General features: G+C 65.1%; 25 protein-coding genes. 13 read left to right on the top strand and 12 right to left on the bottom strand.

Annotated elements, in window-relative coordinates; genetic code table 11:
• Positions 1–19 precede the first annotated feature (19 nt).
• The 5 genes from AV929_RS03440 to AV929_RS03460 form a co-directional block, all read right to left on the bottom strand.
• Positions 20–1393: an HTTM domain-containing protein gene (locus AV929_RS03440; protein WP_064287447.1), complete on the bottom strand. Its 1374-nt coding sequence runs from the start codon at positions 1391–1393 to the stop codon at positions 20–22.
• A gap of 198 nt (positions 1394–1591) precedes the next feature.
• Positions 1592–1861, bottom strand: a complete 270-nt coding sequence (locus AV929_RS03445) for a hypothetical protein (protein ID WP_023843313.1) — start codon at positions 1859–1861, stop codon at positions 1592–1594.
• Between the two features lie 216 nt (positions 1862–2077).
• Positions 2078–3862, bottom strand: a complete 1785-nt coding sequence (ctaD, locus tag AV929_RS03450; protein ID WP_064287448.1) for a cytochrome c oxidase subunit I — start codon at positions 3860–3862, stop codon at positions 2078–2080.
• A gap of 169 nt (positions 3863–4031) precedes the next feature.
• Positions 4032–4283, bottom strand: a complete 252-nt coding sequence (locus AV929_RS03455; protein ID WP_008313331.1) for a DUF6684 family protein — start codon at positions 4281–4283, stop codon at positions 4032–4034.
• Between the two features lie 63 nt (positions 4284–4346).
• On the bottom strand, positions 4347–4742 hold the full coding sequence (locus tag AV929_RS03460; RefSeq protein ID WP_014040656.1) for a hypothetical protein: 396 nt from the start codon (positions 4740–4742) through the stop codon (positions 4347–4349).
• A gap of 89 nt (positions 4743–4831) precedes the next feature.
• On the opposite strand from AV929_RS03460, the gene AV929_RS03465 reads away from it, so the two are divergent.
• Positions 4832–7369: a hypothetical protein gene (locus AV929_RS03465; protein WP_064287449.1), complete on the top strand. Its 2538-nt coding sequence runs from the start codon at positions 4832–4834 to the stop codon at positions 7367–7369.
• A gap of 9 nt (positions 7370–7378) precedes the next feature.
• Here the strand turns inward: AV929_RS03465 and AV929_RS03470 are convergent, their stop codons facing one another.
• Positions 7379–7684: a hypothetical protein gene (locus AV929_RS03470; protein ID WP_004516266.1), complete on the bottom strand. Its 306-nt coding sequence runs from the start codon at positions 7682–7684 to the stop codon at positions 7379–7381.
• Positions 7685–7862: 178 nt separating this feature from the next.
• Between AV929_RS03470 and AV929_RS03475 the strand changes: the two genes are divergently transcribed.
• The 3 genes from AV929_RS03475 to AV929_RS03485 all read left to right on the top strand — a co-directional run bounded on the left by AV929_RS03475 (position 7863) and on the right by AV929_RS03485 (position 10145).
• Positions 7863–9239, top strand: a complete 1377-nt coding sequence (locus AV929_RS03475; RefSeq protein ID WP_064287450.1) for an adenylosuccinate synthase — start codon at positions 7863–7865, stop codon at positions 9237–9239.
• Positions 9240–9353: 114 nt separating this feature from the next.
• A complete protein-coding gene (locus tag AV929_RS03480) occupies positions 9354–9548 on the top strand; it encodes a methytransferase partner Trm112 (RefSeq protein WP_050007441.1) in 195 nt (64 codons plus the stop codon).
• Positions 9549–9599: 51 nt separating this feature from the next.
• The gene (locus tag AV929_RS03485; RefSeq protein WP_080510026.1) at positions 9600–10145 is read left to right on the top strand and encodes a hypothetical protein; all 546 of its coding nucleotides are present in this window, start codon (positions 9600–9602) and stop codon (positions 10143–10145) included.
• 6 nt (positions 10146–10151) lie between these two features.
• On the opposite strand, the gene AV929_RS03490 is transcribed toward AV929_RS03485, so the two are convergent.
• From AV929_RS03490 to AV929_RS22215, 3 genes are all read right to left on the bottom strand, one after another.
• Positions 10152–11228 (bottom strand): DR2241 family protein, encoded by a 1077-nt coding sequence (locus tag AV929_RS03490; RefSeq protein ID WP_064287452.1) that lies wholly within the window; start codon positions 11226–11228, stop codon positions 10152–10154.
• A 100-nt stretch (positions 11229–11328) separates the two neighbouring features.
• Positions 11329–12210, bottom strand: coding sequence for a CbiX/SirB N-terminal domain-containing protein (locus AV929_RS03495; RefSeq protein WP_064287453.1), 882 nt, complete (start codon positions 12208–12210; stop codon positions 11329–11331).
• A 114-nt stretch (positions 12211–12324) separates the two neighbouring features.
• Positions 12325–12483, bottom strand: a complete 159-nt coding sequence (locus AV929_RS22215; RefSeq protein ID WP_023843316.1) for a hypothetical protein — start codon at positions 12481–12483, stop codon at positions 12325–12327.
• Positions 12484–12701: 218 nt separating this feature from the next.
• On the opposite strand from AV929_RS22215, the gene AV929_RS03500 reads away from it, so the two are divergent.
• From AV929_RS03500 to corA, 5 genes are all read left to right on the top strand, one after another.
• Positions 12702–13187: a hypothetical protein gene (locus AV929_RS03500; protein ID WP_050007442.1), complete on the top strand. Its 486-nt coding sequence runs from the start codon at positions 12702–12704 to the stop codon at positions 13185–13187.
• 47 nt (positions 13188–13234) lie between these two features.
• A complete protein-coding gene (gene cysS / locus AV929_RS03505; protein ID WP_064287454.1) occupies positions 13235–14713 on the top strand; it encodes a cysteine--tRNA ligase in 1479 nt (492 codons plus the stop codon).
• A gap of 109 nt (positions 14714–14822) precedes the next feature.
• The gene (locus AV929_RS03510) at positions 14823–15464 is read left to right on the top strand and encodes a DUF6517 family protein (RefSeq protein WP_064287455.1); all 642 of its coding nucleotides are present in this window, start codon (positions 14823–14825) and stop codon (positions 15462–15464) included.
• A gap of 43 nt (positions 15465–15507) precedes the next feature.
• Positions 15508–15678, top strand: a complete 171-nt coding sequence (locus tag AV929_RS22220) for a hypothetical protein (protein ID WP_014040668.1) — start codon at positions 15508–15510, stop codon at positions 15676–15678.
• Positions 15675–16652, top strand: coding sequence for a magnesium/cobalt transporter CorA (corA, locus tag AV929_RS03515; protein WP_050036706.1), 978 nt, complete (start codon positions 15675–15677; stop codon positions 16650–16652). The genes AV929_RS22220 and corA overlap by 4 nt, the downstream gene beginning before the upstream one ends.
• Here corA and AV929_RS03520 read toward each other — a convergent pair.
• Together AV929_RS03520 and AV929_RS03525 are read right to left on the bottom strand one after the other, a co-directional pair.
• Positions 16647–17864, bottom strand: coding sequence for a tripartite tricarboxylate transporter permease (locus AV929_RS03520; protein WP_191906066.1), 1218 nt, complete (start codon positions 17862–17864; stop codon positions 16647–16649). The genes corA and AV929_RS03520 overlap by 6 nt on opposite strands.
• 64 nt (positions 17865–17928) lie before the next feature.
• A complete protein-coding gene (locus tag AV929_RS03525; RefSeq protein ID WP_014040671.1) occupies positions 17929–18339 on the bottom strand; it encodes a transcriptional regulator in 411 nt (136 codons plus the stop codon).
• A gap of 98 nt (positions 18340–18437) precedes the next feature.
• Here AV929_RS03525 and AV929_RS03530 point away from each other — a divergent pair, with 98 nt between their 5' ends.
• The gene (locus tag AV929_RS03530; RefSeq protein WP_023843318.1) at positions 18438–19058 is read left to right on the top strand and encodes a hypothetical protein; all 621 of its coding nucleotides are present in this window, start codon (positions 18438–18440) and stop codon (positions 19056–19058) included.
• A 21-nt stretch (positions 19059–19079) separates the two neighbouring features.
• Here AV929_RS03530 and AV929_RS22225 read toward each other — a convergent pair whose 3' ends face one another.
• Positions 19080–19238 carry a hypothetical protein gene (locus AV929_RS22225; protein ID WP_165353755.1) on the bottom strand — a complete coding sequence of 53 codons (159 nt, stop codon included), beginning with the start codon at positions 19236–19238 and terminating at the stop codon, positions 19080–19082.
• A gap of 68 nt (positions 19239–19306) precedes the next feature.
• On the opposite strand from AV929_RS22225, the gene glp reads away from it, so the two are divergent.
• From glp to AV929_RS03545, 3 genes are all read left to right on the top strand, one after another.
• Positions 19307–20530: a gephyrin-like molybdotransferase Glp gene (gene glp / locus AV929_RS03535; RefSeq protein WP_064287457.1), complete on the top strand. Its 1224-nt coding sequence runs from the start codon at positions 19307–19309 to the stop codon at positions 20528–20530.
• On the top strand, positions 20527–22407 hold the full coding sequence (locus tag AV929_RS03540) for a molybdopterin biosynthesis protein (protein WP_079980792.1): 1881 nt from the start codon (positions 20527–20529) through the stop codon (positions 22405–22407). The genes glp and AV929_RS03540 overlap by 4 nt, the downstream gene beginning before the upstream one ends.
• 167 nt (positions 22408–22574) lie before the next feature.
• Positions 22575–23798, top strand: a complete 1224-nt coding sequence (locus AV929_RS03545) for an iron-containing alcohol dehydrogenase family protein (RefSeq protein ID WP_064287459.1) — start codon at positions 22575–22577, stop codon at positions 23796–23798.
• Positions 23799–23863: the final 65 nt, after the last annotated feature.

Raw genomic sequence — 23863 nt, forward strand, 5'->3', positions numbered from 1 at the left:
ACTTCCATCATCACCCGCATCAGGCACACTGATACGACCCGAGCCGTTCCTGGTCGACAGATTCGGACCCGTTCAGGTTGGTCGACTCGGTCAGGACAATCAACTCCACGCGTTCCATCGCGTCGTCGTGGCCTTGATTCCACCGGGAACACAGATACGTTGCGAGCGACTGTCGAAGACTGGGTTCGTGACGGGCTGTCCCGAGGAACTTCTTCCAGCGCTGGTTCGGAAACCGGTCTGACACCTCTGGCGGCCGGGAGAGAGTGACCGGCTCCCCGGTAAGCGCGTCGACCCGATTCCCGGACTCCAGGGGTGCCGGGGCCGCGTACCACCACGTTTCCTGTGGCGGGTCTGGCGCGAACATATACCAGCTCCGGTCCTCGATTCTGTCCGGCGTACCTGTCGGTGCGGCGACGAAGCCGACTGCGATAGCGTTGAGAACGACAATGGCGACGATCCCGAGCGCCGCTAGCGAAGCCGTCGTCGTAGGGAACCAGATCTGTGGCCCTGTCGTTGAATCCGGCCACCGCGGGCGCAACGCTTCGATTGCGTCGGGCCAGCGGTCTGCGAGCGCGTCCCAAAACGGCGTCGGCAAAAATAGGACCAGTCCGAGAATCGAAACGAGCGGAAACACACCCAGGAGAAACGAGAGTGCCATGCAGATGTGGGCGGTGACGAACGCCGCGACCAGTCCCGTCCGATACCGGCCGGTCCAGATGAGCAACAACGGAGACCCGACGAGCAAGGTGAGCCAGAGCCAGTTCCCCAGGACCAGCACCGGGTCCCAGCCCGCAACCACGTCACCAAGCCGGACAGTGAGGTGGTCGAGCTGGAACGCGTACTGCACCGCAGTCCCTTGGTGCCAGTACGTACCACGAAGCTTCATGAGGCCGTTCGTCACGTACACGGCAAGCACTTGGAGGAGGATTCCTGCAGTGCCGGCGGTGGCGACCCGTGTCGAGGCGGACGCCGGCGCCCCATCTTCCCAGGCACAGCCGAGCGGGAGCAGGAGACTCCAGAACAGCAGCCGGCGAAACAGCGTATCGCCGGCGTTGAGGACGACAGGGTTCCGGAGCTGTATCGATACGAGCAGGACGAACGCGACGCCCGCGCTCAGGCGAGGGTGGTAGCCGACCACCAGCGCCAGTCCTGCGAGCGCCGTCAGTCCGAGGGCCACCAGCGGGAGCCAGACGGCCCCCGAGAAAGCGAGCGGCGACACGTCTCCCAGAACCGGATACAGTTCAGCCAGTGTCGAGCGCGGGAGCGCGCCGCTATCGGTGTAGAACGCAACGATGTCCGACCACCGCAGAGTGATGTCGGCGAGGAGACACAGCCCGAGCGCCGCTCTGAACGCTGCGAGCGCACGTCGGTCGATAGCGATCCTGCGGACCAACCACTGACGGAGGGGAAATTCGGGGCGCATCTGTAGGGAGGGCGGCGAGACACCGGCTTGTCGTCAAGCAGGCGACTAGCAGCCGATTTTCTGTCGGCTTAAAATAAACTAACGGAATCAGGCTATCAGAAAGCTGAAGCGTACACAGCGGTACGAGGAACTGGTTCACACGGCCAGATATACTGCAGCAACGGACACTCAGGAACTGGCCGCGTCGTCGATTCGCTCGGAGACGTACACGACGAGGCCAAGCAACACGCCGAGGACGATGCCGATGGTAACGAACCCGTAGATAGCGACGCCGAACGGCGTTGGCGGCAGCGCAATCACACCGAACAGTTCCGGTTCGAGGTCCTCCGGTCGGATGCTGCCAAGAACGAATCCCATTACACCCGCGAGAACGACAATAGCAACGTACAGACGAAGGACGATTTGCTGCCCGGACCTGGCCTCGGCTGGCTCGCTCATGTGTGAACAACGGCTCGAAGACGATTAGCCTTTTTCACTTCCACGCCGTAGCTATCCTATGTCACAGAAGGAACTGTTGTTTCTCGTCCTGACCGGAATCGCGCTCATGATGTTCGTGACGGCCATGGTACTCGTCTCCGGCGCGAGCTAACAGGCACTGTCAGTTCGGGCGTGGCTGCGAACGACAAAAAGTAGACGAAAACAGAATTCGGCCGCTTACGAGTCGTCTTGTTCTTCCTGGCCGCCGTCAGCGAGCAGCGACGGGTCCTTCTCCGGTGCTTCGGCTTCGAGTTGCTCGTCGAACCACTGGAACTCACGGTCTAGCATGCCGTCGCGTTCGAGGTTCCACGGGTCGCCGTCCTCGACTTTCGGGCCTTCGAGCCAGGACTGGACGATGTTCCAGACGAAGAACAGCTGGCCGATGAACAGGATGAGTGCGCCCACCGTCGCCACCTGGTGGAAGGTGCTGACCTGCGTCAGCGGCGCGATAGCGCCATCAAACTGGTAGGTGGCGTACCGGCGCGGCATCCCCAGATAGCCGAGCGCGAGCATCGCGAAGAACGTGATGTTGGTCCCGACCATCGAGAACCAGAAGTGCGCCTTCCCGAGCGTGCGCTGGTACATCCGCCCGGTGAATATCGGGAACCAGTAGTAGATGCCGGCGAAGGCCGCGAAGCCGATGGCACCCATCACGATGTAGTGGAAGTGTCCGACGACGTAGTAGGTGTCGTGCAGAATCAGGTCGACGGGAATGGAGGCGAGGAACACGCCAGTCACACCGCCGATGATGAAGTTCGAGACGAAGCCGATACAGAACAGCATCGGCGTCGTCAGGCGCAGGCGGCCGTTCCACATCGTCGTGATCCAGTTGAACGTCTTGACTGCGCTCGGTATCGCGATAGCCAACGAGACAGCCATGAATGAGGCCCGGAGCCGCGGGTCCATACCCGTCGAGAACATGTGGTGGGCCCAGACGCCAAAGGAGAGGACCCCGATGGCGAGCGTCGAGTAGACGACGAACTTGAAGCCGAACAGTTTTCGGCCGGAGAACTTCGGCAGGATGAGGCTGACCAGTCCCATCGGCGGCAGGACGAGGATGTACACCTCGGGGTGGCCGAAGAACCAGAACAGGTGCTGCCACAGCAGCGGGCCGCCACCCTCGACGGCGAAGAACGTCGTCGAGAGGTTCCGGTCCAGGAGGAGCATGACGATGGCGCTCCCCAGCAGCGGGAACGCGAACAGGATGAGCGCGGACTGGGTGAGGATCGTCCACGAGAAGATGTCGAGGTTCGCCCAGTTGACCTCCTCGTTGCGCTCCGTGAAGATGGTCGCGATGAAGTTGATCGCCCCCATCGTCGCTGCAACGCCCGAGAGGTGCAGTCCCAGCAGCATCAGGTCGACGCCGGGGTTCGCCTGCTCGACCGACAGCGGCGTGTACATCGTCCAAGCCGTACGAGCCGGCTCGATCATGTTCTCGGTTACCGGCGCGAGGAAGAATCCGGCCCAGATAAGCAGGGCCGCCGGCGGAAGCAGCCAGAACGCGATGGCGTTGATACGCGGGAATGCCATGTCGTCAGCCCCGATGAGCAGGGGGATGAAGTAGTTCGCGAACGCCGCGATGATGGGCGTCCCGAACAGGAACAGCATCGTGATGCCGTGACTCGTCAGGATGGAGTTGTAGGCGTTGTTGCCGAGGATGGCCCCGGCGGGCGTGACGAGCTGGAGGCGGATGAGCATCGCCATGATGCCGCCCACGGCGAATGCGATGACCGCGTACACCCCGTACAACAGACCGATGTCTTTGTGGTCGACGGTTGTTAGCCAGCGAATGATACCTGCGGGTTTCTCACGGTTGATGACCGCTGCCTCGTCACCCGTGACGGCCCCGCCACCCGCGAGCGGCGTATACGAACGCCAGTTCTCGACACGGGTGAGAAGCGCGGCGACGCCGACGAGGAGGACGGCCATCAGCCCCGTCAGCACAATATCTCCTGCTACCATAGTCGTCCTTCAGGACTGGGACATTATCAAAGGGTCGATTCCTGCAGCAACGATCATAAAACACGGCTTCCATCCGGCGGTGAAACCGCAGAAAGGAGGGACCACCTCGCACTGTCATCCGGTGGCGACCGCGGTCGGCCTTCGAAACGGTTTGTCTGGAACTGTCAGATCAGTCTTCGTGGCCGAGTTCGCCGCTCTCCTTCTCAGCGTTCTCGACGGCCTTCCCCGCGTAGTAGGTCAGGACAGCGAGCAGCAGGAACATCGAGATGATCAGTGCGAACTGCATTCCGGAGAAGACGGGATCCGTTCCGAATGCCGGGAACGCGGCGAACGCGACGATGAAGAAGAGGAGGATCCCGAGCGGGATAACGTTCACAGTGAGGTCGAGCAGGGTGTCTTTTTCGAACCCGAACAGTGCCATGCCTGTCCGTTAGAACAGGTCGGTAAATAGAGTGTTGGTTTCCGAACCGGGCGGGTACCCGTCTCAGGCCGCGGTCTGTTCCATTATCGAGGCGACGCCACCCATCGCGATCATCACGGTGCCCGCCGCGGCGACGGCCACCAGCCGAGTGAGGAGTGGCCCGGTCCCGACGTTCGAGAGCGCGATATCGGCGACCGGGACCTGCCAGAGCGCAAACGCGGCGGCGAGGACGATAAGAACCACTCCCACGCCCAGCAGGGTCGGCCACGGCCGTTCCACGTACCCGGACTCCGTGAGGATACCGGCGATACTGCCGCCGAACAGTATCAGTCCGAAGACGGCTACCGGAAAGAGTCCGACGAACACGCCGATCTCTGACAGTGCTAATCCCAGTGCGACGAACAGCGGCCACGGGCTCGCAGTCGGATACTGGTCGCTTAGTCCCGGCTCCTCTGCCATACACGCACTTACACTCGAATCGACATATGTCCATCGGACCGCGCCCGTGGGCACAAACTATTTGTCTGCCATCCGGCTTGGTGGGAGTAATGAGTACACGCACGGTCGAACGGGTCGACGGCTGGGAGTCGGTTCCGTTCGACGGCGGGTTCGCGGGCCTGCAAGACCTCGCCGGGCAGGAGTTCTCCGGCGCGGTCATCACGGGTCCGACGCGCCTGTTCATGTTGAACGGGACCGTCGTCGGCGTCCTCGACGGCACTATCGAGGACTTCGAGGACGCGTCGGGAACAGCCAAGCGATCACCCCACGAGGCCTTGCCCCTGCTTGCAGTGATGCAGGAGCGGGCCGACGAGGTGAAAGCGCAATACTACACCGAAGACACCGCGCTTGCAGACGTCGATCAGACCCTGTCGAGCGGCAACTTTACGGGCTTTATCGAACTTTCAGAAAACGTCCTCTCGGGGGACTACTACACTGTCTACCACCAGGGCCGCTCGATGAGCGTGGCGTGGGTCGGGAACTCAGACAATCTCATCACCGACGACGAGGCGTTCGAGACGGCCAACGACGAGGTCGGCATCTACGAGGTCATGCCGGTCGACATCGAGCCGATCGAGATTCCGGAACCGCCGGAATCCGCGGCGGACGAGCAGTCAGCGGACCCGGCGGCCGCCGGCGTCGATCCGCTCGACGCTGGCGACGAGACGGCTGTCGCCGACGTACCCACCGACGAGGGTGCAGTGGATAGCACGCCGACAGAGACGGCAGCACCGGACGAACCGACACCACAGGACGACGCCAGCGATGAACTGGCGGACCCATCCCCGGACCCCGTCGGAGATACCGAAGCCGGTGGAACCGACGAGGCTGAACAGGCCCAGACCGCAGCAGAGTCGACACCGGACCGCGGCCCTGCAAGCAGCGGCCCGCCGGGGTCGAAAGCCGCCGGCGCGACTCCGGGCCGGTCCCGCCGCAGTTCCGAGTCGGACGAGCAATCGAGCGTGGACGAGAAGCCGAATGCGGACAGCCGGTCAGACAGCGGAGCGACCGACCGGGCGGCGACAGATACTGACACCGCGACACGGACGGAACCCGACAACGACGCCGTCGAACGGGAGACCAGAGTGCGTGAGACTGCCGGGGAGACCGAACCGAAACGCCCGGCGACGGACCCGTCACAAACGCAGGAATCCCAGCAGGCGAGTGCTCGGAACGCCCCGGCACAGAGCGACCAGACGGCTTCGACGGACCGTCGCGCCGAACCGACCGACGCGAAACCGAACCAGAGCACCGAGTCACGGCCGTCCAAGGCACAAACCGGGACTGGAGCGGCAACGTCGACGCCGGACGCCGGTTCTGGCGGGTCAACCACGGACCTGGAGACGCGCTCGGTCCCGTCGCTGGACCCGAACAAATCCGGGGGTGCTCGGGAAAGCATGACAACCAGCGTGTCCCCCACCCAGACGCCACCGAAAGGTGGGCAACAGGCATCGACCCCGCGACGTGACCAGCCAGCACAGGACGACTCGGCACCGTCGACCGAATCCAGTGTGCAGGGACCAGCACCGGCACAGGAGAGCCGTAGCACACCTGCGAAAGACCCACAGCCGGCCGAGACGCCCAAGACCCAGCCTTCGACAGAGGACCAGCGCCAGTCGCCTGCCGACGAAGAGCCGACACCGCACGAGCAGGAGCGCGTCGCGGAACTGGAGTCCGAACTGGAACAGCGGGCCGAGACGGTGTCGGAACTCGAATCCGAACTCACAGATCTGGAAGCCACGAACCAGGAACTCCGGGACGAGCGCGACCGCCTGGAGTCGGAGCTAGCCGACGCACGGGCCGAGATCGACCGGCTGGAGGAGCAACTCGACGAGCAGGACGACACCGCTGCGGGTGGCACCCGGCTCAGCGTCGGCGAGGCGATAAACGGGACGAACCTCTTCGTCAGGTACGACTCGAAGGGCAAAGCGACGCTGGAGGAAGCCAAGGACGGCGAGGCGAGTCGCGAGGAAGTCGAGGCGAACCTCAGGCTGGAGTACCACACGCAGTTCGAGGCCGAGGGCGCCACGGTCAACGGGACGCCCTTCGAGGAGTTCCTCGAAGACAGCATCCAGTACCGCTTCGTCAACTGGCTCATCCGGAACCTCCTCTACGAGATTCGGGACACCGGCCACGCGGGAGCGATGAAGGACCTCTACGAGGGCCTTCCGGCTATCGACCGCGCCGAACTGAACGGCAACGTCACGGTGACCTACACGGAGGACGGCCAGGAGAACCGCTCGCAGGAGCGGTTCGACGTCGTCGTCCGCGACCGGATGGGGAACCCGCTGGTCGTCGCCAACATCAACGACTCGCGTGAGCCGGCCTCCGAGGGCCAGATGTCGGACCTCATCCGGAACGCCGAGCGGGTCGGCAACGCCTCCGGATCGCTTGCGTCGGCGTTTCTCGTCACGAGCAGCTTCTTCGAGCCGGGGGCGCTCGAAACCGCCGAAGAAGCCACTTCCAGTGGGCTGTTCAACCGCGATAAGCGGAAGAGCTTCGTGAACCTCTCGCGCAAGGAGGGCTTTCACCTCTGTCTGTTAGAAGCGAGAAACCAGGAGTTCCACCTGGCGGTCCCGGAACTCTGAGAAAGAAGCTTAGCCTTCGATTTCGGCCGCGTCTTCGATCTTCATACCTTCGAGCTTGTCGATGATTTCGTCGACCTTCTCGTCTAAGTCGTCGACGAACTCACCGGTCTGTTCGGTCGTGATCGCACCCTGGCTGGAGGGCTCGATGAGGTTCTCCTCTTCGAGAACGCGCAGGGAGTACCGCACCTTGTGGTGCGGGTAGCCGGTTTCGTTGGACATCTTCACGATACCGATAGGCTCGTTCTCGATAACCATGCGAAGCACCTGCAAGTGGCGCTCTAGCATGTCAACTTCCTTTTCAAGCCTGTCTATCATGGCAATTGTTAACTTGTGTTTGCGGTATTTAAAGGTTCTCCCTCGGATAATCGCTACAACGTTGATACGTTCGAACAGGGGTGTCTTAAAACCGTCGTAACGGTTCACATGGGTACTGCTCACGAGCGTGAGTTCCGGACCGTAATCTGTTTATCACGGTGGATGGAAGGTGCGTGCGATGACCGTAACCATCGTCGGCTCACAGCTCGGCGACGAAGGGAAGGGCGGCATCGTCGACCTGTACGGCGACGACGTGGACGTCGTCGCGCGCTATCAGGGCGGCGACAACGCCGGCCACACCGTCGTCCACGAGGGCGAGGAGTACAAGCTCTCGCTGGTTCCGAGCGGAGCCATCCGCGGCAAGGTCGGCGTCCTCGGCAACGGGTGCGTCGTCAATCCGCGAACGCTGTTCGACGAGATAGACACGCTCCAGGAACGCGGCCTCGACCCGGACGTTCGAATCGCCGAACGAGCACACGTCATTCTCCCGTTCCACCGCGTGCTCGACGGTATCGAGGAGGAACTAAAAAGCGAAACGGATGACGAAGTCGGGACAACGGGCCGCGGTATCGGCCCGACCTACGAGGACAAGGCCGGCCGGCGCGGCGTTCGCGTCGGCGACCTGCTTGACCCGGACGTGCTCCGGGAGCGCCTCGAATACGTCGTCCCGCAGAAGCGGGCCGTCGTCGAGGACGTGTACGACCTCGATGTCGACGAACTTGACGACCCGGACGCCTTCGACGTGGACGCCATCTTCGAGGAGTTCCGCGAGTTCGGCCGTCGCTTCGAGGCCGAGGACATGACCGTCAACGCTGGGGCCTTCCTCAGCGCGACCATCGACGAGGGCCAGAACGTCATGCTGGAGGGCGCACAGGGGACCATCATAGACATCGACCACGGGAACTACCCCTACGTCACGTCATCGAACCCGACGGCCGGCGGCGCGGCGACCGGGACCGGACTCAGTCCCGGTGTCGTCGGCGACGGCGAAGTCATCGGGATCGTGAAGGCATACCTCACCCGTGTCGGAAGTGGCCCGCTGCCGACCGAACTCGGCGGCGTCGTCGGCGACACACCCGGCTACGACGAGCAAGGCGAAGGCGAGAACGAGGAGCTGGCGAACTACATCCGCGAGGAAGGCGGCGAGTACGGGACCGTTACCGGCCGCCCGCGACGTGTCGGTTGGCTCGACCTGCCGATGTTGCGCCACTCCACGCGCGTATCCGGCTTCACCGGCATCGCCATCAACCACCTCGACGTGCTCGCCGGCCTCGACGAAGTGAAAGTCGGTCACACGTACACGCTCGACGGCGAGGAACTGGCGTCGATGCCCGCGACGACCGAGCAGTGGAAGCGCTGTGAAGCCAACTTCAAGTCCTTCGACGGCTGGCCCGAGGTCGACTGGGCGGACGCCGCCGAGGAGGGGTACGACGCACTCCCCGAGAACGCGAAGGCCTACGTCGAATACATCGAATCCGAACTCGACACGCCGGCCTACGCCATCGGCGTCGGCCCCGGTCGCGGCGAAACCATCGTTCGCGAACAGCCGTTTTAACTGGCCTTCCTGTCGGGTTCGACGTTTGAACGCTCACTTGCGTTTGCCCAGCGACGTGGTAGCACTCACTGGGAGAGCGGCAGACTTTTGCGACCGCCGGTCTTGGCTGGACGTATGAAAGAGGACCTGATGGAAATCATTTGCTGCCCTCTGGACAAGCACGACCTCGACCTCGAAGTGACGGAGCGCGACGACGGCGAAATCCTGTCGGGCAAACTCGTCTGCACCGAGTGCGGCGAGACGTTCCCCATCGAGGACGGCATTCCGAACCTGCTCCCGCCGGATATGCGCGACGAGGCACCGGCCTGAACCTTTTTTTCCTCGCCCCGCGGAGTCACGTCCGTGCCTGACTCCCTGCCCGTGCACCTCAACCGGACGGACATCCACAGTCTGGAGGTTCCAAACGAGTTCGACGCGACAGGGAGTTTCGACGTACGATTAGTCAATCACGGCGAGGCCCTGCACGTCCATCTCCACCTCGACGACTCGCTCTCCTCCGTCGCATCGCTCGACGCCACGAACCACCACGTACGGGCCGAAACCGACCGACTGGTCAGGATAACTGTCGACGGTGACGGCCCGGTCCGCGGCAAGCTAAAGGTCGTGACGGGGTACGGCGCCGAGACCCGGTACATCGACATCTACATCCCGGAAGGCGGGACCGAGAACGAACCGGTCATCGTCGACGACGAGCTGTCGAAGCCACAGCCGAAATCGGCGACGGAATCGGAACCCGGGCTCGAAGACCTGTCCGCGGGACCGATACTGGCGGCTGGCGGTTTCACGGTCCTGATTGCGGGTCTCATCACGCTGGTACTCACCGAGAGCCTGCTGTTGACCGCTGTCGCAGTCCTCGCAGTCACAATCCTGTTGGGACTCCTGTCCGTCGCCGTTCGCTCGTCCTGACAGGGCTTACTGTTCCGTCTCGACGCCGCCGAGGTTCCCCTCATCGTCGAACAGCTTCGCGCGCAGGAACCGCGCCCGGTACCGGTTGGCTCCCTCGTAGATGTCCGCCTCGCGGATGTCCTCGGCCTCGCCGTCGGCGACGGCATCGATGATGGCCTCGACCTGCTCTTTTTCGCTGGGCGTGAGTTCGAACTCGTAGGTCTGGCTCGTCTCGCCTTCGAGTTTCGTCCACTGGCGTGCGCCGGCGATGACGAGCGAACAGGGTTCGCGGCAGGGGAACTCACCCGACCCGCCGTCGACGCCGAGGTCCGTCTCCTCGTCGTACTGCCACTCCCGGCGCTTGAGACACTGGGAGTCGTCACAGCAGGCCTCGGCTACCCAGTTGACGTGTTCGTAGCCGTCGCCGCGATCCCAGGTCTTGACGACGCCGTAGATTCCCGTCTGGCGGTCGACGGTGTCCCGCCAGTGGTTCACGTCGAGTTCGCCCTCCAGCTCGCGGTGCCAGTTCGCAATGGTCGCCGGGTAGAACGCGTCGACAGTCGTGACGAACTCGCCCGCCGAGAGGGCCGGGAACGCCCAGCCCGTCTGGAGCGACGGCGCGGTCTTGAGCGGACGGTAGCCGCCGTCGTCGTCGTGTTTCGCTATCTCGCGTGCATCGAGCGGGTCGTCATGCGTGTCGAGTGCGCTCGTCCCGACGTCGGCGTCGGCGCGGTGGCGAACACTGTAGGCCCGTTCCCCGTCGGAGAGCGTGACGGTCAGATGGAGTTCGCCCCAGGTCGCGGACACCCCGTCGGCGAGCGCGTCGTAGCGCTCGGCCACGTCCCGTTGCTCTGCCCCTTCGAGCCAGCGGAGGAACGCCCAGCGGTCCGCCTTCTGGGGCGCTGTGGCGTGCCAGAAATACCAGTTTCGGACGTACGGTGACTCCGCCGCCACCGTCCGGAGCGTCTCCTCGTCGATACCACTGTGGTCCACGTCCGGCGTCTGGAACGTGTACCCGTCGCTCTCGTGGGCCACATGGAGGTCGTCGAAGGCGATGCCATCGGGGGCAGTTGCCACCAGCGCGTCCACGTACTCGCCGTCCATACGGGAAAACGGAACTCAGTCGGCAAAAGTCGGCTGGTTCCGGCCAGCCAGCAGTGTCAGTCGGTCTGTGTTCCGGTACAAAGCGGCAGGCGCTGAGCGGTCAGTCGCCGGTCGCGGGCTTCGCGCCGCCGGTCTCCTCGCGCACCTGTTCGATTGCGCTGCTCACGTCGGCCCCCGCGTCAGCGGCCCGTTCGAGCACCACGTCAGCCATCAGCGGCTCCGTCCCGACCGCGCCGGCGTACCAGATATCGTGGCCCTCGACAGTGGTCGGCACGTCGTAGCCCGTCCGGTAGTCGTCGGTCAGGCCCATGTCCTCGGGGATATCCTCCTGGGTGTGGAAGCCGTCGGCGATGAACAGCGGCACGACGACAATGTCGTCGCTCTCGAAGTAGTCCGCGACATCATCGACCTCGGGGTCCTCGTCCATGAACAGCGACTGCACCTCATCAAAGCGGTCCCGCTCGCGGATGCGGTCAGCGTGGTACTGGATGGCCTTCGCGGAGTTCTCGTTGCGCTCCGTGCCGTGGCCGACGACTGCGAGTCCGAACCCGTCGCCGACGTCGGGGTCACCGGTGACGGACTCGGCCCGCTGGACGATGACGTCGCTCATCGAGTCGTGTGTCCCGACCGGGCCGCAGTAGTGGACCGTCTGGTCCGTGTCCTCGGCGGCCAGCGTCGCGTTGGTTGCGCTCGTCCCGTCGGAGTCCCACAGCTCGGGGTCCCAGTCCTCCAGGCGGAACTCTCGGGGGATGACTTGCTCGGTGAAGTAGCCCTCCGAGATGAACAGCGGAACCAGATACACCTCGTCGGCGTCGACGGTCCGCAGCGCCTCCCGGAACGACGGTTCCTCCTTCCAAAAGGATTCACGGACCTCGCTAAACGCGCCGGTCGCCCGAATCGTGTCCGCGTGGTCGTAGGTGGGCGTACTCGACTCGGCGTTCAGGTGAGAGCCGTGGGCCGCGATAACGAGCGCTTCGTCCATATCCACCGGTTGGTGCGAGCCGTCCTTAGGGCCTTCGTTGGCCTGCCCGGATAGCCGGCAGGCTGTTCAACGTTGAACGCCGAAAGTGTGTACTTGCCGACCGATTCCACTCGGTCACAGCCCGAACAGGAGGACGTAGAACAACACCCCAGCGGCTGCCAGCAGTGCGGCGTGTCCCAGCGCGCCAGCAGCGACGACGATGCCACCGATGACTCGTTCCGCCGGTTCCAGGGGCTGTCCGAACACTTGCCGTTCGCGTTGTGCAATAGCCATTGTCCTTCCCTCATGTAGAGAGACGGCTTCCTGTGGCACAATCCCCTCTGACTGTTCTCAGTCGCTGGGAGTGGTCCCGAAGTTCTGCGGGTCCAGCGCGCCCGTTTACCGTTCATCACAGGACGGCGAGGCCCCTCGGTAGCGAGCGGCCCCGTGGAACCGCGTTCGCTCGCGCCTGATAGAACGACTTTTGCCCACGCCGCCCGTGGCCGACGCCAATGTCACTCGCAGCCGCGACCAGGGATGCCGTTCGCGAGCGGCCGTTTCTCTACGACGCACTCCGGGCGGGCATCGTCAACTACACGGCCGCCGCACGTACGCTCGACATCGACGGCGAGGAGGAAGCCGTCGCGACTGCGCTCCGTCGGTTCGCCGAGGAACTGCCCACCGACCCGCCACACGACAGCGACGCCAGGGTCTCGATGCAGAGCGGGCTTGGCCGGGTCGAGTCCCCCGATGCTGAGTCGGCCGCCGTCCTCACAGTCGGCGACGCCGCCTTCGCCGATGGCGCCGGGTCGCTGACTGGCATCGTCGCCACCGGTGACCTCTCGGCGGCGGCGCTGGCCGAGGTGCTGGGACGCCTGCGAGCGACCGATATCTCGACCGAGGCCGCCGGCGTCACCGACGACGCGCTCGTCGTGGTAGTGAGCCGCCGCGCGGGACCGGACGCGCTCCGAGTGGTCGAAGCGACTGTACAGGGGTGAGCCGCCTTCCGACGGCTTAAAGCGGGCGGCCCCAGTTTGCCCCGATAATGACGCTTCGTGTGACGAACACGTTGACCGGTGAGAAAGAGCCCTTCGAGCCGCGCGACCCCGACTCCGTGCTGTTGTACTACTGTGGGTTGACGACCTCCGACCCACCCCACCTCGGGCACGCGCGCGGCTGGGTCCATGTCGACGTGATGGCCCGATGGCTCGACCACCTGGGCTATGACGTCCACCACGTCGAGAACTTCACCGACGTCAACGAGAAGATCGTCGCCCGCGTCGGCGAGGACGGCGACAGCGAGGAGAGCGTGGCCCGCCACTACGTCGGGCAGGTCATCGACGATATGCGCTCGCTCAACCTCGGCCGCGCGGAGGTGTACCCCCGCGTCTCCGAACACGTCCCGGAGATTATCGACCTCGTTGAGCGACTCATCGAGCAGGGCCACGCCTACGAAGCCAACGGCTCTGTCTACTTCGACGTGACCAGCTTCGAGGACTACGGCAAGCTCTCGAACCAGTCCGTCGACGACATCGAGTCCCAGGGCGAAGACACCGAAGGGGAGAAACGCCACCCGGCCGACTTCGCGCTCTGGAAGGCCGGCGGCGTCGACCCGGAGGACATCGCCGAACATCAGCACCCCGAGGCCGCACCCGCCGAAGAGGCCTGCCAGACAGCACAAACCTGGGACTCCCCATGGGGCGAGGGGCGACCCGGCTGGCACATCGAGTGCTCGGCGATGTCCATGACCCACCTCGACGAGTCTATCGACATCCACGTCGGCGGGCAGGATCTCGTCTTCCCCCACCACGAGAACGAGGTGGCCCAGAGCGAGGCCGCGACCGGAAAGCAGTTCGCGAAGTACTGGCTCCACGTCCGCCTGCTTGAAACCGAGGAGGAGAAGATGTCCTCCTCGCTTGGCAACTACTTCACCGTCGCCGATGCCGTCGAGGAGTTCGGCTCCGACGTGCTTCGGACCTTCCTGCTGTCGACGGCCTACACCTCGCGGGCGACCTACAGCGACGAGACCATCTCGGAGGCTGAAGAGCGCTGGGACCGCCTCTCTCGCGGCTACGAGCGAGCGGCCGAGGCCTGCGACGGCGTGGACGCCTACGCGAAGGTAACCGACGAGACGCTTCGTGACGCTGTCGCAGACGCCCGCTCGGCGTTCGAGGCCGCGATGAACGACGACTTCAACACGCGGGAGGCGATGACCGCGCTGCTCGACCTGACGGCCGCAGTGAACTCCCACCTGGATGCCCACGAGCAACGGGACTACCAGGGGCTCCGCCGCGCTGTCGAAACGTTCGAGGAACTCGGCGGCGGCATCCTCGGGCTGGCGTTCGGCGACGACGACAGCGGCGACGTGTCGCTTGCCGGCGACGTGGTCGATCTGGTTCTGGACATCCGCGAGCAGGAACGAGAGGCCGGTAACTACGAACGCGCCGACGAACTCCGGGACGAACTGGAAGCGCTCGGCGTCGAGGTGCAGGACACCGACGACGGGCCGACCTACCGGCTCTGAAAGGAGACAACAGACCGGCTCTGGAACGGTTATCGGCGGTGTTTTGTACCTCATCCGACAGCTTGAACGGCCATGTACTTTATATACTGGACACAGTGTAGGAACAACAATGCGAAAGGGCATCCTCACGCTTCTCGTCGGGTTACTCGTCGTCTCGTCGGGCTGTGTCGGCCTGATAACCGGGGAGACGGTCGAGTTCGACTCCGCACCGGCGTCAGTCGGCGACAGTGCGCTCGAAGAGACCGGCTACGAGCAGTCGATGGCTGACGAACAGACCATCGAGCGGACGGTCACCGTCGCCGGGCAGGAGCGAACCATCCGCGTCACGAACCACGTCCGACAGTACGACCGTGGCATCGACCTCGGACCGCTCGGTGAGGTCAACGCCGGCCGGTTCATTGTCTTCTCGACGCCCAGCGCCAGCGTCGCGGGGAAGTCGCTGAACCCGGCCGCCAGCTGGTCCAACGAACGCCTCGTCGAGGAAGTCGCCAGCCGGAACGACCAGATAAACGATGTCCAGTTCGAACGCAACCGCTCGGTGGAGGCACTGGGCGAGTCCCGTGAGGTGGCCGTGTTCTCCGGAACGACGAGCATCGAGGGTCAGGAAGTCGACGTCCTGATCCACCTCACGAGCTTCGAGCACGAGGGCGACGTGGTCGTCGCCGTCGCCGTCTACCCGGAACGGATCGACGACCGCGAAGGGCCACGCGTCGATACGCTGCTCGGCGGCCTCTCGCACTCGGGCAACTGACTTCGGGGACACTGTTTTCTTTCGGGCCAGTGATGACGGAGGCATGAATCGGCTGTTTGTCGCCGGTGCGGTGCTCACGCTCGTCGGCATCGCCGGCTACGTCGTCGGGACGAGCGTCGCCTACCCTGGCCGGTCTGCGTCAGTGACGGCGGTCATGGTCGGCCTGACGGTGGCGGCCGTCGGCCACGCCACGCCGACGGAGGACACACCGTGATCTCCGCAGTGGTGTACGCCGACGGACAGGCGATGGAGTACGAGGACCTGGCGGCAGCCCGAACGGCCGTCGGGACGACGTGGGTTCACGTCACCGACGCGACACCCGAAGAAATCGACGCCGTCAGTTCCGCCTTCGATCTCCACTCGCTGGCTATCGAGGACATCAAGACCGACGTCCGGGCGAACGTCCAGGAGTTCAACGCCTACACGTTCGCGCTCGTCAAGTCCGCGTCGCTCACGCCCGGCGATACGACGTTCGACAAGGAGGTGACAACGACGCCGCTTGGCCTGTTCATCGGCCCCGACTGGGTCGTCACGCTGTCGACGGGAGCCGTCCCGTCCATCCAGCGCGTGATGGACGCCGTCGGCCGCGGGGACGAGCGACTCCTCCACCGCGGCCCGGATTTCACGGCCTACCGGGTCATCGACGTCATCGTCGACGCGTACTTCGACCTGCTGGACGAGATCGAGACCGATATCGAACAGATCGAGGAGGAAGTGACCATCTCCACCGATATCGAGACGCTGGAACGGATCAACGACGTTCGGCGCGACCTGCTGTCCTTCCGCAAACAGGTCTGGCCGGCGCGGGAGGCGATCGGCGTGCTCGCCCGCGGCGACCCCAAACAAATCCAGCCACAGACGGAGAAGTATTTCCGGGACGTGTACGACCACCTGGTCCAGATAGTGGACCTGACCGAGACGTACCGCGACTTGGTGGCGGGGGCGCGGGATATCTACCTGAACACGGTGTCCCAGTCGACCAACGAGGTAATGAAGATGCTCACCGTCGTCGCGACCATCTTCATTCCGCTGACCTTCGTGGTCGGCATCTACGGGATGAACTTCGCCGATAGCCCGTACAACATGCCGGAACTGGGCTGGGCGTTCGGCTACCCCGCGGTGATGATCGGGATGGTGATCGTCGTCGCCGTCTTGCTCGCCCATTTCCGCCAGCGGGGCTACCTATAACGCCAGCGGGACGAGCAACACCCCCATCAGGGTCGCCCGCCGAGCCCCGAACTTCGGGGGCAAGTGGCCGACTGCGGTCGCGGCCCCGAACGCACCCACGCCGACCAGCCCCGCGAAGAGCGCGGAGAGACAGATCAGGACCGCAATCACGGACAGCGAGAGGTATGTCGGGTCCAGTCGACCGACAATCCGGAGGTAGCGGTCGCCCAGCGTCGGGACGAGTATCGCGCCGGCGACGGCAGCGATGGCGACCGCGGCGAGCAGTGCCGGGAGCACCAACGGGACTTCGGCCCGATCGAGCGCGACGAGAACGCCGGTTCGGGGCGTTCCCAACGAGATGAGCGCGAACAGCGCAAAGACAGCCGTCGCCGTGTTGACGCCGCTCGTCGTGACGATGAACGCTCGCGGCCCCTGGTCGGAGACCAGGCCCAGCGCCAGCGTCGCTGCGATAGCGCTGGAGACGCCCGGAATGTAGCCGACAGCGCCACCACAGAGCGTCCCGATACCGGCGAGAACGCCGACCGTTCGTCGCGGCGTCGTCACCGTCGCGTCGGCCTGTGGCGGGACGCCGTCCCCCTCGATAGCGGCCAGGAGCACCGGCGCGCCGAACAGTCCCGAAAACAGCGGGACCAGCACGTCCGACACAGGCAACGCTCCGGTTACCGGCGCATCGAGCAGGCCGATTCCGAGCAGACCGCTGGCGGCCAGGGAACACGCCGCGCCGACCTGCTGGTGGCGGCCGTGCTCCGTGACCACGAGCAGGACGGCGACCCCCGCGAGAAGCACCGACAACCACGGCCGGAGCAGCGGATACGCTCGCTCCATCAGCAGGGTAAGCGGAACTGCCAGCGGGACGGCAAACACCACGGCCAGCCCGCTCCCCAGCGCAGACAGGCGAAGCGCCTCCCGGCCGCGGCCCTCGATGACCAGCTGGTGGCTCGGCAGTGCGCTGGCTGCCATCGCCGGGTCCGGCACGCCAAGCGCCAGCGCCGGAATTACGTCGAGGAAGGTGTGTGTCACGCCGGCCGAAAGCATCGCGACGCCGACGTACAGCCGCGGGCCGGGCAGGCTGCTCGCCGCGGCGGCGAGCAAGAGCGCGAACGTGTTGGCGTGCAGCCCCGGGATGAGGCCGCTGAGCGTTCCCAGCCCGACTCCCGTTCCGACCGCAGCGAGTAATGCGAGCGTCGCTGCCGGGTCGGCGGCGGGAGCCATGGACTGCATACCGGGGCGTGGCCCCGTTCCCGTACTTGAACCTCCGTGCCGGCCGCGTGCCCACTCACTCCGCCGAACTGTCGTACATGTCGTCGAAGGCCTGTTCGCCACGGATGAGCTCGTCGACGCCGTCGGTGAGCGTCACCTCGCCGAAGACAGTCGCACTGTAGTATGTGTAGAGTCCATCTTGGCCGCGGTCCGTCCGCTGGCGCTTCTCGACGAGGCCGGCGTCGACGAGCGTGTTGAGGTGATAGTGGAGCGTACTGTCATCGACAGTTAACATGTCATCCAGTTCCGTCGGACTCATCTCCCCACCGTGGACGAGGCGGTAGAGGATTTCGTACCGAATCCGGTTGCCGACCGCAGCGTGCATATCAAGGTACTCCTCAAGACTGAGAACGCTGTCGTCGGGCAGCAGGTCGGCCGGGTCCTCCGGCGGCTCCCCGTCCACCGCTCGCGAATGGTCCGTCGACATCTCAATTATGTGTACGGACGGCTCATATTTAGCTGTTCTCAAGCCAATGAATACTGAAAATACCTACTTTTATAATATAGTGGCAGATTGGTGTCACTATGGCGACGGAAATAACACGGGAGCGGATTATGGACCAGGTCGGGGATGTTCGGTACGACCGGTTCCTGTTCTATCTGATGGGGCCCTACAAGTCGTTCAATCTCAACTACGTTCTTAGCGAGTCCGAGCGAGCCGATATCGATATCGGCGACCTGCCTGGCCCACTCCGGCGACTGTTTCAGAACAAAGCTGAAATCGATGAGGCGAAAGCACTGTTGCGGCGGGTACAGGGGGCGCTCCGGGCCGACCCGGGCTTCAACGCTTTTCTGGCGCTTGATGTCGACATTGACACTGACGACGTGGACGCGGCGACACAGAGTATCGAGTTTGCGCGATGCAGCAATGCCACCGCGTTCGTGTTGCCGTTTCTCGGACACAACTTCGGCGTTGGTGAGGAGGCCGGCAGTATCCTCGAACGGCTCGCGGACACGCACGGTGATCGGATGGTGTTCATCCATGAGGACGACGTGACGAGTGCGATGATTCGGTCGGCGTCGGTGCGCTGGGACTTGCGAATCGAAACGTACGAAACCGAATCAGAACTCGTCGACACGTTGCGTCGGTTCGCCGGTGGTGTCATGCATCGGGAGCGTCGGGGTGACCTCAACCGCCTCGACTGACCGAGCTGGGGACGGTGATACTCACCTCTCCACGGCGTGGTGCGGCCCGACCGGCCCGTGTTCGGGGCAGGTCCCGGCGATAGGTGTGGCGTTGAGACAGCAGTGCCGGCTGTCGGTCGCGACTAGCCCCGTCGAGAGTTCGCTCCCGCAGAGACGACAGCGGAGGGTCGACTCACTCACACCTACGCTACTGTCACTACCCTCCTGAACCTGGCGAGCTTTTTGGTGTGCCGGCCATTCGTACCCACATGAGCAACGAGTCCCGAAAGTCGGCCGGGTTCAAGGACCGAACGCCGGTGACGGCGGCCAGGGAGACGCTGCTTGACGCAGTGTCCCCACACGAGCGGACGGAGCGCGTCCCGCTGCGCGACGCCGACGAGCGCGTCGTCGCGAGGGAAATCACTGCCGAGCGCGCGGTGCCACACTACCGCCGCGCGGCGATGGACGGCTTCGCCGTCAGGGCCGAGGACACGTTCGGCGCGAGCCAGCGGTCGCCGGCATCGCTCCGGGTCGATGAGGCGGTGACAACGGGAACAGCGGCTCGCGTCCACACGGGGAGCGAACTCCCCGAGGGTGCCGACGCCGTCGTGATGGTCGAGGAGACCGAGGTGGCCGGCGACACCGTCACGGTGTTCGACGCGGTCGCGGGCGGCGAGAACGTCGCGCCGGTCGGCGAGGACGTGGCGGAAGGGCAGACCCTCTACGAGGCAGGCCACAGGCTCCGTCCGTCGGACCTCGGCCTGCTGAAATCCGTCGGTAACGACACCATCGAGGTGTACGAGCAGCCAACCGTCAGCGTGATTCCGACCGGGGAGGAACTGGTGCAGGACGACCCCGCGCCGGGCGAGGTCATCGAGACGAACGGCCAGACCGTCACCCAGTACGTCGAACGCTGGGGCGGCACAGCGACTTACCGCGATATCGTCACCGACGACGTGGACGCGCTCCGGGCGGCCATCAGCGACGACCTCGACCACGACATCGTGGTGACGACCGGCGGGTCCTCCGTCGGCGAGCGGGACCTGCTCCCGGAGGTCGTCGATGGAATCGGCGAGGTGCTGGTCCACGGCGTCGCGCTGAAGCCGGGCCATCCAGTCGCGCTGGGCGTGGTCGAGGAGACGCCGATTCTGATGCTCCCGGGCTATCCGGTCGCCTGTATCGTCAACGCCGTCCAGTTCCTCCGGCCGGCGCTCCGACAGGCCGGCCACCTCCCGTCGACAGCGCCGCCGACCACCGAGGCCGAGCTGACACGAAAGATAGCCAGTGAACCGGGGACCCGAACCTACGCCCGGGTGGAACTGCACGACGAGGGCGTGGACGAGCAAACGACCGCGACGCCGACGCGGGCCAGCGGCTCGGGCGTCCTCTCGAGCGTCGCGCTCGCCGACGGCTGGGTCGTCGTGCCGGAGTCCGTCGAGGGGTACGACGCCGGCGACACCGTGACTGTCGAAGACTGGGAGTGGTCGCAGTGAGCGACCGCCGCGAGTTCCGCGACCTGGCGTCGCCCGAGGAGGCCCACGAGGTCGTCGCGGACCTCGACATCGACCCTGCCCCGGAGACGGTCCCACTGGCAGATGCCAGGGACCGTGTTCTCGCAGAGCGAGTCGACGCCGACATCGACGTGCCGGGGTTCGACCGCGCGAGCATGGACGGCTACGCCGTACACGCCAGGGACACCTTCGGCGCTGACGAGGCCGACCCGGTGACGCTTTCAGTCGCCGGCGAAGTTCACGCGGGCGAGGAGCCCGACGTGACGGTCGAGTCGGGGTCGGTCGCCGAGATCTCCACTGGCGCGGTGATGCCGCCCGGCGCGGATGCCGTCGTGATGGTCGAGCGAACGACCGAGACAGCCGACGGCGTCGAGATACGCACATCCGTCGCGCCCGGTGACAACGTGATGCTTGCCGGCGCGGACATCGCGGCCGGGGCACGCGCCCTCGGACCTGGAACGCGCATCACGCCGCGGGAAATCGGACTCCTGTCGGCGCTAGGCCTCGACGAGGTCCCGGTGCGTGGTCGTCCCAAGGTCGGCATCCTCTCGACCGGTGACGAGCTCGTCCGGCCCGGGGATCCCCTCGACAGCGCCGCCGGCCAGATATACGACGTGAACAGCTACACGCTCGCCGGCGCTGTCTCGGAGGCCGGCGGCGATCCGGTGATGTACCCCCACGCCGGCGACGACTACGCGGAGATGGAGCGGTTGCTCCACGAGGCGGCCGACGAGTGCGACCTCGTTCTCTCGTCGGGGTCGACCAGCGCGAGTGCCGTGGACGTCATCTACCGCGTGATCGAGGAACGCGGCGAACTCAGGCTCCACGGCGTCGCCGTCAAGCCCGGCAAGCCGATGCTCGTCGGCACTATCGGCGACTCGGCGTACGTCGGCTTGCCCGGGTACCCGGTGTCGGCGCTGACCATCTTCCAGACGTTCGTCGCGCCGGCGGTCCGGGACGCCGCCGGGCGGGACCCGCCACAGACAGCGACGGTCTCGGGCACGATGGCGGTCCAGGAACGCTACGGCGAGGGGCGCAGACGCCTCATGCCGGCCGGCCTGGTCGAGGACGAGACGGGGTCGCTGCTGGTCTATCCCGTCGACAAGGGCAGCGGCGCGACGACGAGCCTCGTCGACGCCGACGGCTTCGTGGACGTGCCGCCGGGGACAGACTACCTTGCTGAGGGGGAGGCAGTCGACGTGACGCTGTTCTCCCCGGCGGTCAGACCGCCGACGCTTCTCGGCATGGGCGAGGACGACCCCCTCCTCTCGCGCTTGCTTGACACCGTTTCCCGCCCGCGGTATCTCCCGCTCGGCTCCACCGAGGGGCTCCGCCGCCTCGACAACGGCGTGCCCGATATTGCCGTCGTCGCGGGTCCGACCAGCAGCGACCACGAAGCGACCGACATCGGGGGATGGCAGCGTGAGTGGGGACTGGTCGTCAGTCCTGATACCGATGTGTCCGACCTGGGCGACCTCGTCGACGGCGACTACCGCTTCGTCAACCGCGACAGCGCTTCTGGACTGCGGCGGAGCTTCGACGACGCGGTCGACGCACTTGGCGAGGAACGGGGTGTCGGCCGCGCCGAACTCATCGATGCTATCGACGGCTACGAACTCACGACGAAGGCACACGAAAGCCCCGCTCGGAAGGTGCTTGCAAGCGACGCGGACGCGGGCCTCGGCCTCCGTGCTACGGCGGCGAAACTCGACCTCGGATTCGTCTCGCTGGGAACGGAATCGGTTCGGGTACTCGTGAACCCGGACCGACGGGAGAAAGACAGTATCGGTTCGCTCGCCGAGGTGCTTTCCGACCTCGGCGCACTGACTGACGGGATGGCCGGCATGGAGCCACAGTAGACGGAGCCGGTCTGAGCACGGGAATCCTGCCGAGAATACGCTACGGTTTTACCACGGACAGACGACGTGACCACGCTTGCAGACGACCCGAACGCTCGACCTGTGGCGACCGACGGCGCTGACGACCTGAAGGGCTAAAGACGAGCGGGGCCGAGTGAGTCACAGCAATGCCCGACACACCGCTTGCCGCCGACCTCAACGCCCCGTTCCGGTTCGAGTACGACCCTGCGACGCTGCGGTACGGCCCCGATGCCGTTCGGTCGCTTGACACGGAGCTAGACGCACAGGGCGACGACCGCGCGCTGGTCGTCTGTGGCGCTACCGTCGGTGAGACGCCGGCTGTGATGGACCCCGTTCGAGAGGGGCTCGGTGACCGGCTGGCCGGCGTCTTCGCGGAAACGACGCCTGCCAAGCGGCTCGGTACCGCTTACGACGGGCTCGAACGCTTCCGCGAGGTCGATGCCGACTGTCTCGTGGCCGTCGGCGGCGGGAGCAGCCTCGACGTGGCGAAAATCATCAGTATCCTCGCGGCAACCGACCGTGATCCGGCCGCTGTCGGTCAGGCGTTCGTCGATTCCGGAACGATAGCCGTCCCCGAAACGGAGCTGCCGCCGATTGTGGCTGTCCCGACGACACTGGCCGGCGCTGACCTCTCTATCGTGGCGGGAGTCACAGCCGTGCCCGATACTTGCCCTGTGGACGAACCGACCAGCGGCGGTGTCGGCGATCCGAAACTGATGCCCGCAGCCGTCTGTTACGACCCCGAACTGATCGCGACGACGCCCCGGTCGGTCCTCGCGGCGTCGGCGATGAACGGCTTCGACAAAGGTATCGAGACGCTGTACGCGGCTAATTCAACCCCGATAACTGACGCCACAGCGTCGCGCGGTCTCGGTCTTCTCACAGACGGACTGCTCGCACTCGGTAACGGTGACGACGACCCGTGGGTGTATCAGTCGCTCACCCGGGGCATCATGCTCGTCCAGTACGGCATCTCGCGGGCCGATGGGACGACGCTCTCGCTGATCCACGCCTTCGGCCACGGACTAACCCGGACCTACGAGGTCCAGCAGGGCGCGGCCCACGCGGTTATCGCTCCACACGCCCTCTCGTACCTGTTCGAGCAGGTCGACGGCCGGCGGTCACTACTCGCCGATGCTCTCGGTGTCGGTGAGGCCTCTGACCCCGCTGCTGCGGTCGTCGACCGGGTCAATGACGTGGTGACGACGCTGGGACTGCCGACACGACTCCGGGATGTTGACGGCCCCGACCGCGAGGCGTTCCCCGAAGTTGCTGACGCCGTCCTCGAAGACGCCTTCATGGCGAACGTCCCGTCAGAACTGGAACCCACACGAAAAGACATCGTCAGCGTGTTAGAGTCGGCCTGGTAGTGCCTTGCTCGGAGACGGGCAAAACAGCATACCGCGCGCCATCGGCGCGCGGTTTCACGTCTCGC

It is taken from the genome of Haloarcula sp. K1 (assembly GCF_001647155.1).
Taxonomy (GTDB): domain Archaea; phylum Halobacteriota; class Halobacteria; order Halobacteriales; family Haloarculaceae; genus Haloarcula; species Haloarcula hispanica.

Coding starts and splice junctions, on each gene's coding strand:
- AV929_RS03445 (WP_023843313.1), bottom strand. CDS start 1,861: ATGAGCGAGCCAGCCGAGGCCAGGTCCGGGCAGCAAATCGTCCTTCGT.
- ctaD (WP_064287448.1), bottom strand. CDS start 3,862: ATGGTAGCAGGAGATATTGTGCTGACGGGGCTGATGGCCGTCCTCCTC.
- AV929_RS03455 (WP_008313331.1), bottom strand. CDS start 4,283: ATGGCACTGTTCGGGTTCGAAAAAGACACCCTGCTCGACCTCACTGTG.
- AV929_RS03460 (WP_014040656.1), bottom strand. CDS start 4,742: ATGGCAGAGGAGCCGGGACTAAGCGACCAGTATCCGACTGCGAGCCCG.
- AV929_RS03465 (WP_064287449.1), top strand. CDS start 4,832: ATGAGTACACGCACGGTCGAACGGGTCGACGGCTGGGAGTCGGTTCCG.
- AV929_RS03470 (WP_004516266.1), bottom strand. CDS start 7,684: ATGATAGACAGGCTTGAAAAGGAAGTTGACATGCTAGAGCGCCACTTG.
- AV929_RS03475 (WP_064287450.1), top strand. CDS start 7,863: ATGACCGTAACCATCGTCGGCTCACAGCTCGGCGACGAAGGGAAGGGC.
- AV929_RS03480 (WP_050007441.1), top strand. CDS start 9,354: ATGAAAGAGGACCTGATGGAAATCATTTGCTGCCCTCTGGACAAGCAC.
- AV929_RS03490 (WP_064287452.1), bottom strand. CDS start 11,228: ATGGACGGCGAGTACGTGGACGCGCTGGTGGCAACTGCCCCCGATGGC.
- AV929_RS03495 (WP_064287453.1), bottom strand. CDS start 12,210: ATGGACGAAGCGCTCGTTATCGCGGCCCACGGCTCTCACCTGAACGCC.
- AV929_RS22215 (WP_023843316.1), bottom strand. CDS start 12,483: ATGGCTATTGCACAACGCGAACGGCAAGTGTTCGGACAGCCCCTGGAA.
- AV929_RS03500 (WP_050007442.1), top strand. CDS start 12,702: ATGTCACTCGCAGCCGCGACCAGGGATGCCGTTCGCGAGCGGCCGTTT.
- cysS (WP_064287454.1), top strand. CDS start 13,235: ATGACGCTTCGTGTGACGAACACGTTGACCGGTGAGAAAGAGCCCTTC.
- AV929_RS03510 (WP_064287455.1), top strand. CDS start 14,823: ATGCGAAAGGGCATCCTCACGCTTCTCGTCGGGTTACTCGTCGTCTCG.
- AV929_RS22220 (WP_014040668.1), top strand. CDS start 15,508: ATGAATCGGCTGTTTGTCGCCGGTGCGGTGCTCACGCTCGTCGGCATC.
- AV929_RS03520 (WP_191906066.1), bottom strand. CDS start 17,864: ATGGCTCCCGCCGCCGACCCGGCAGCGACGCTCGCATTACTCGCTGCG.
- AV929_RS03525 (WP_014040671.1), bottom strand. CDS start 18,339: ATGTCGACGGACCATTCGCGAGCGGTGGACGGGGAGCCGCCGGAGGAC.
- AV929_RS03530 (WP_023843318.1), top strand. CDS start 18,438: ATGGCGACGGAAATAACACGGGAGCGGATTATGGACCAGGTCGGGGAT.
- glp (WP_064287457.1), top strand. CDS start 19,307: ATGAGCAACGAGTCCCGAAAGTCGGCCGGGTTCAAGGACCGAACGCCG.
- AV929_RS03545 (WP_064287459.1), top strand. CDS start 22,575: ATGCCCGACACACCGCTTGCCGCCGACCTCAACGCCCCGTTCCGGTTC.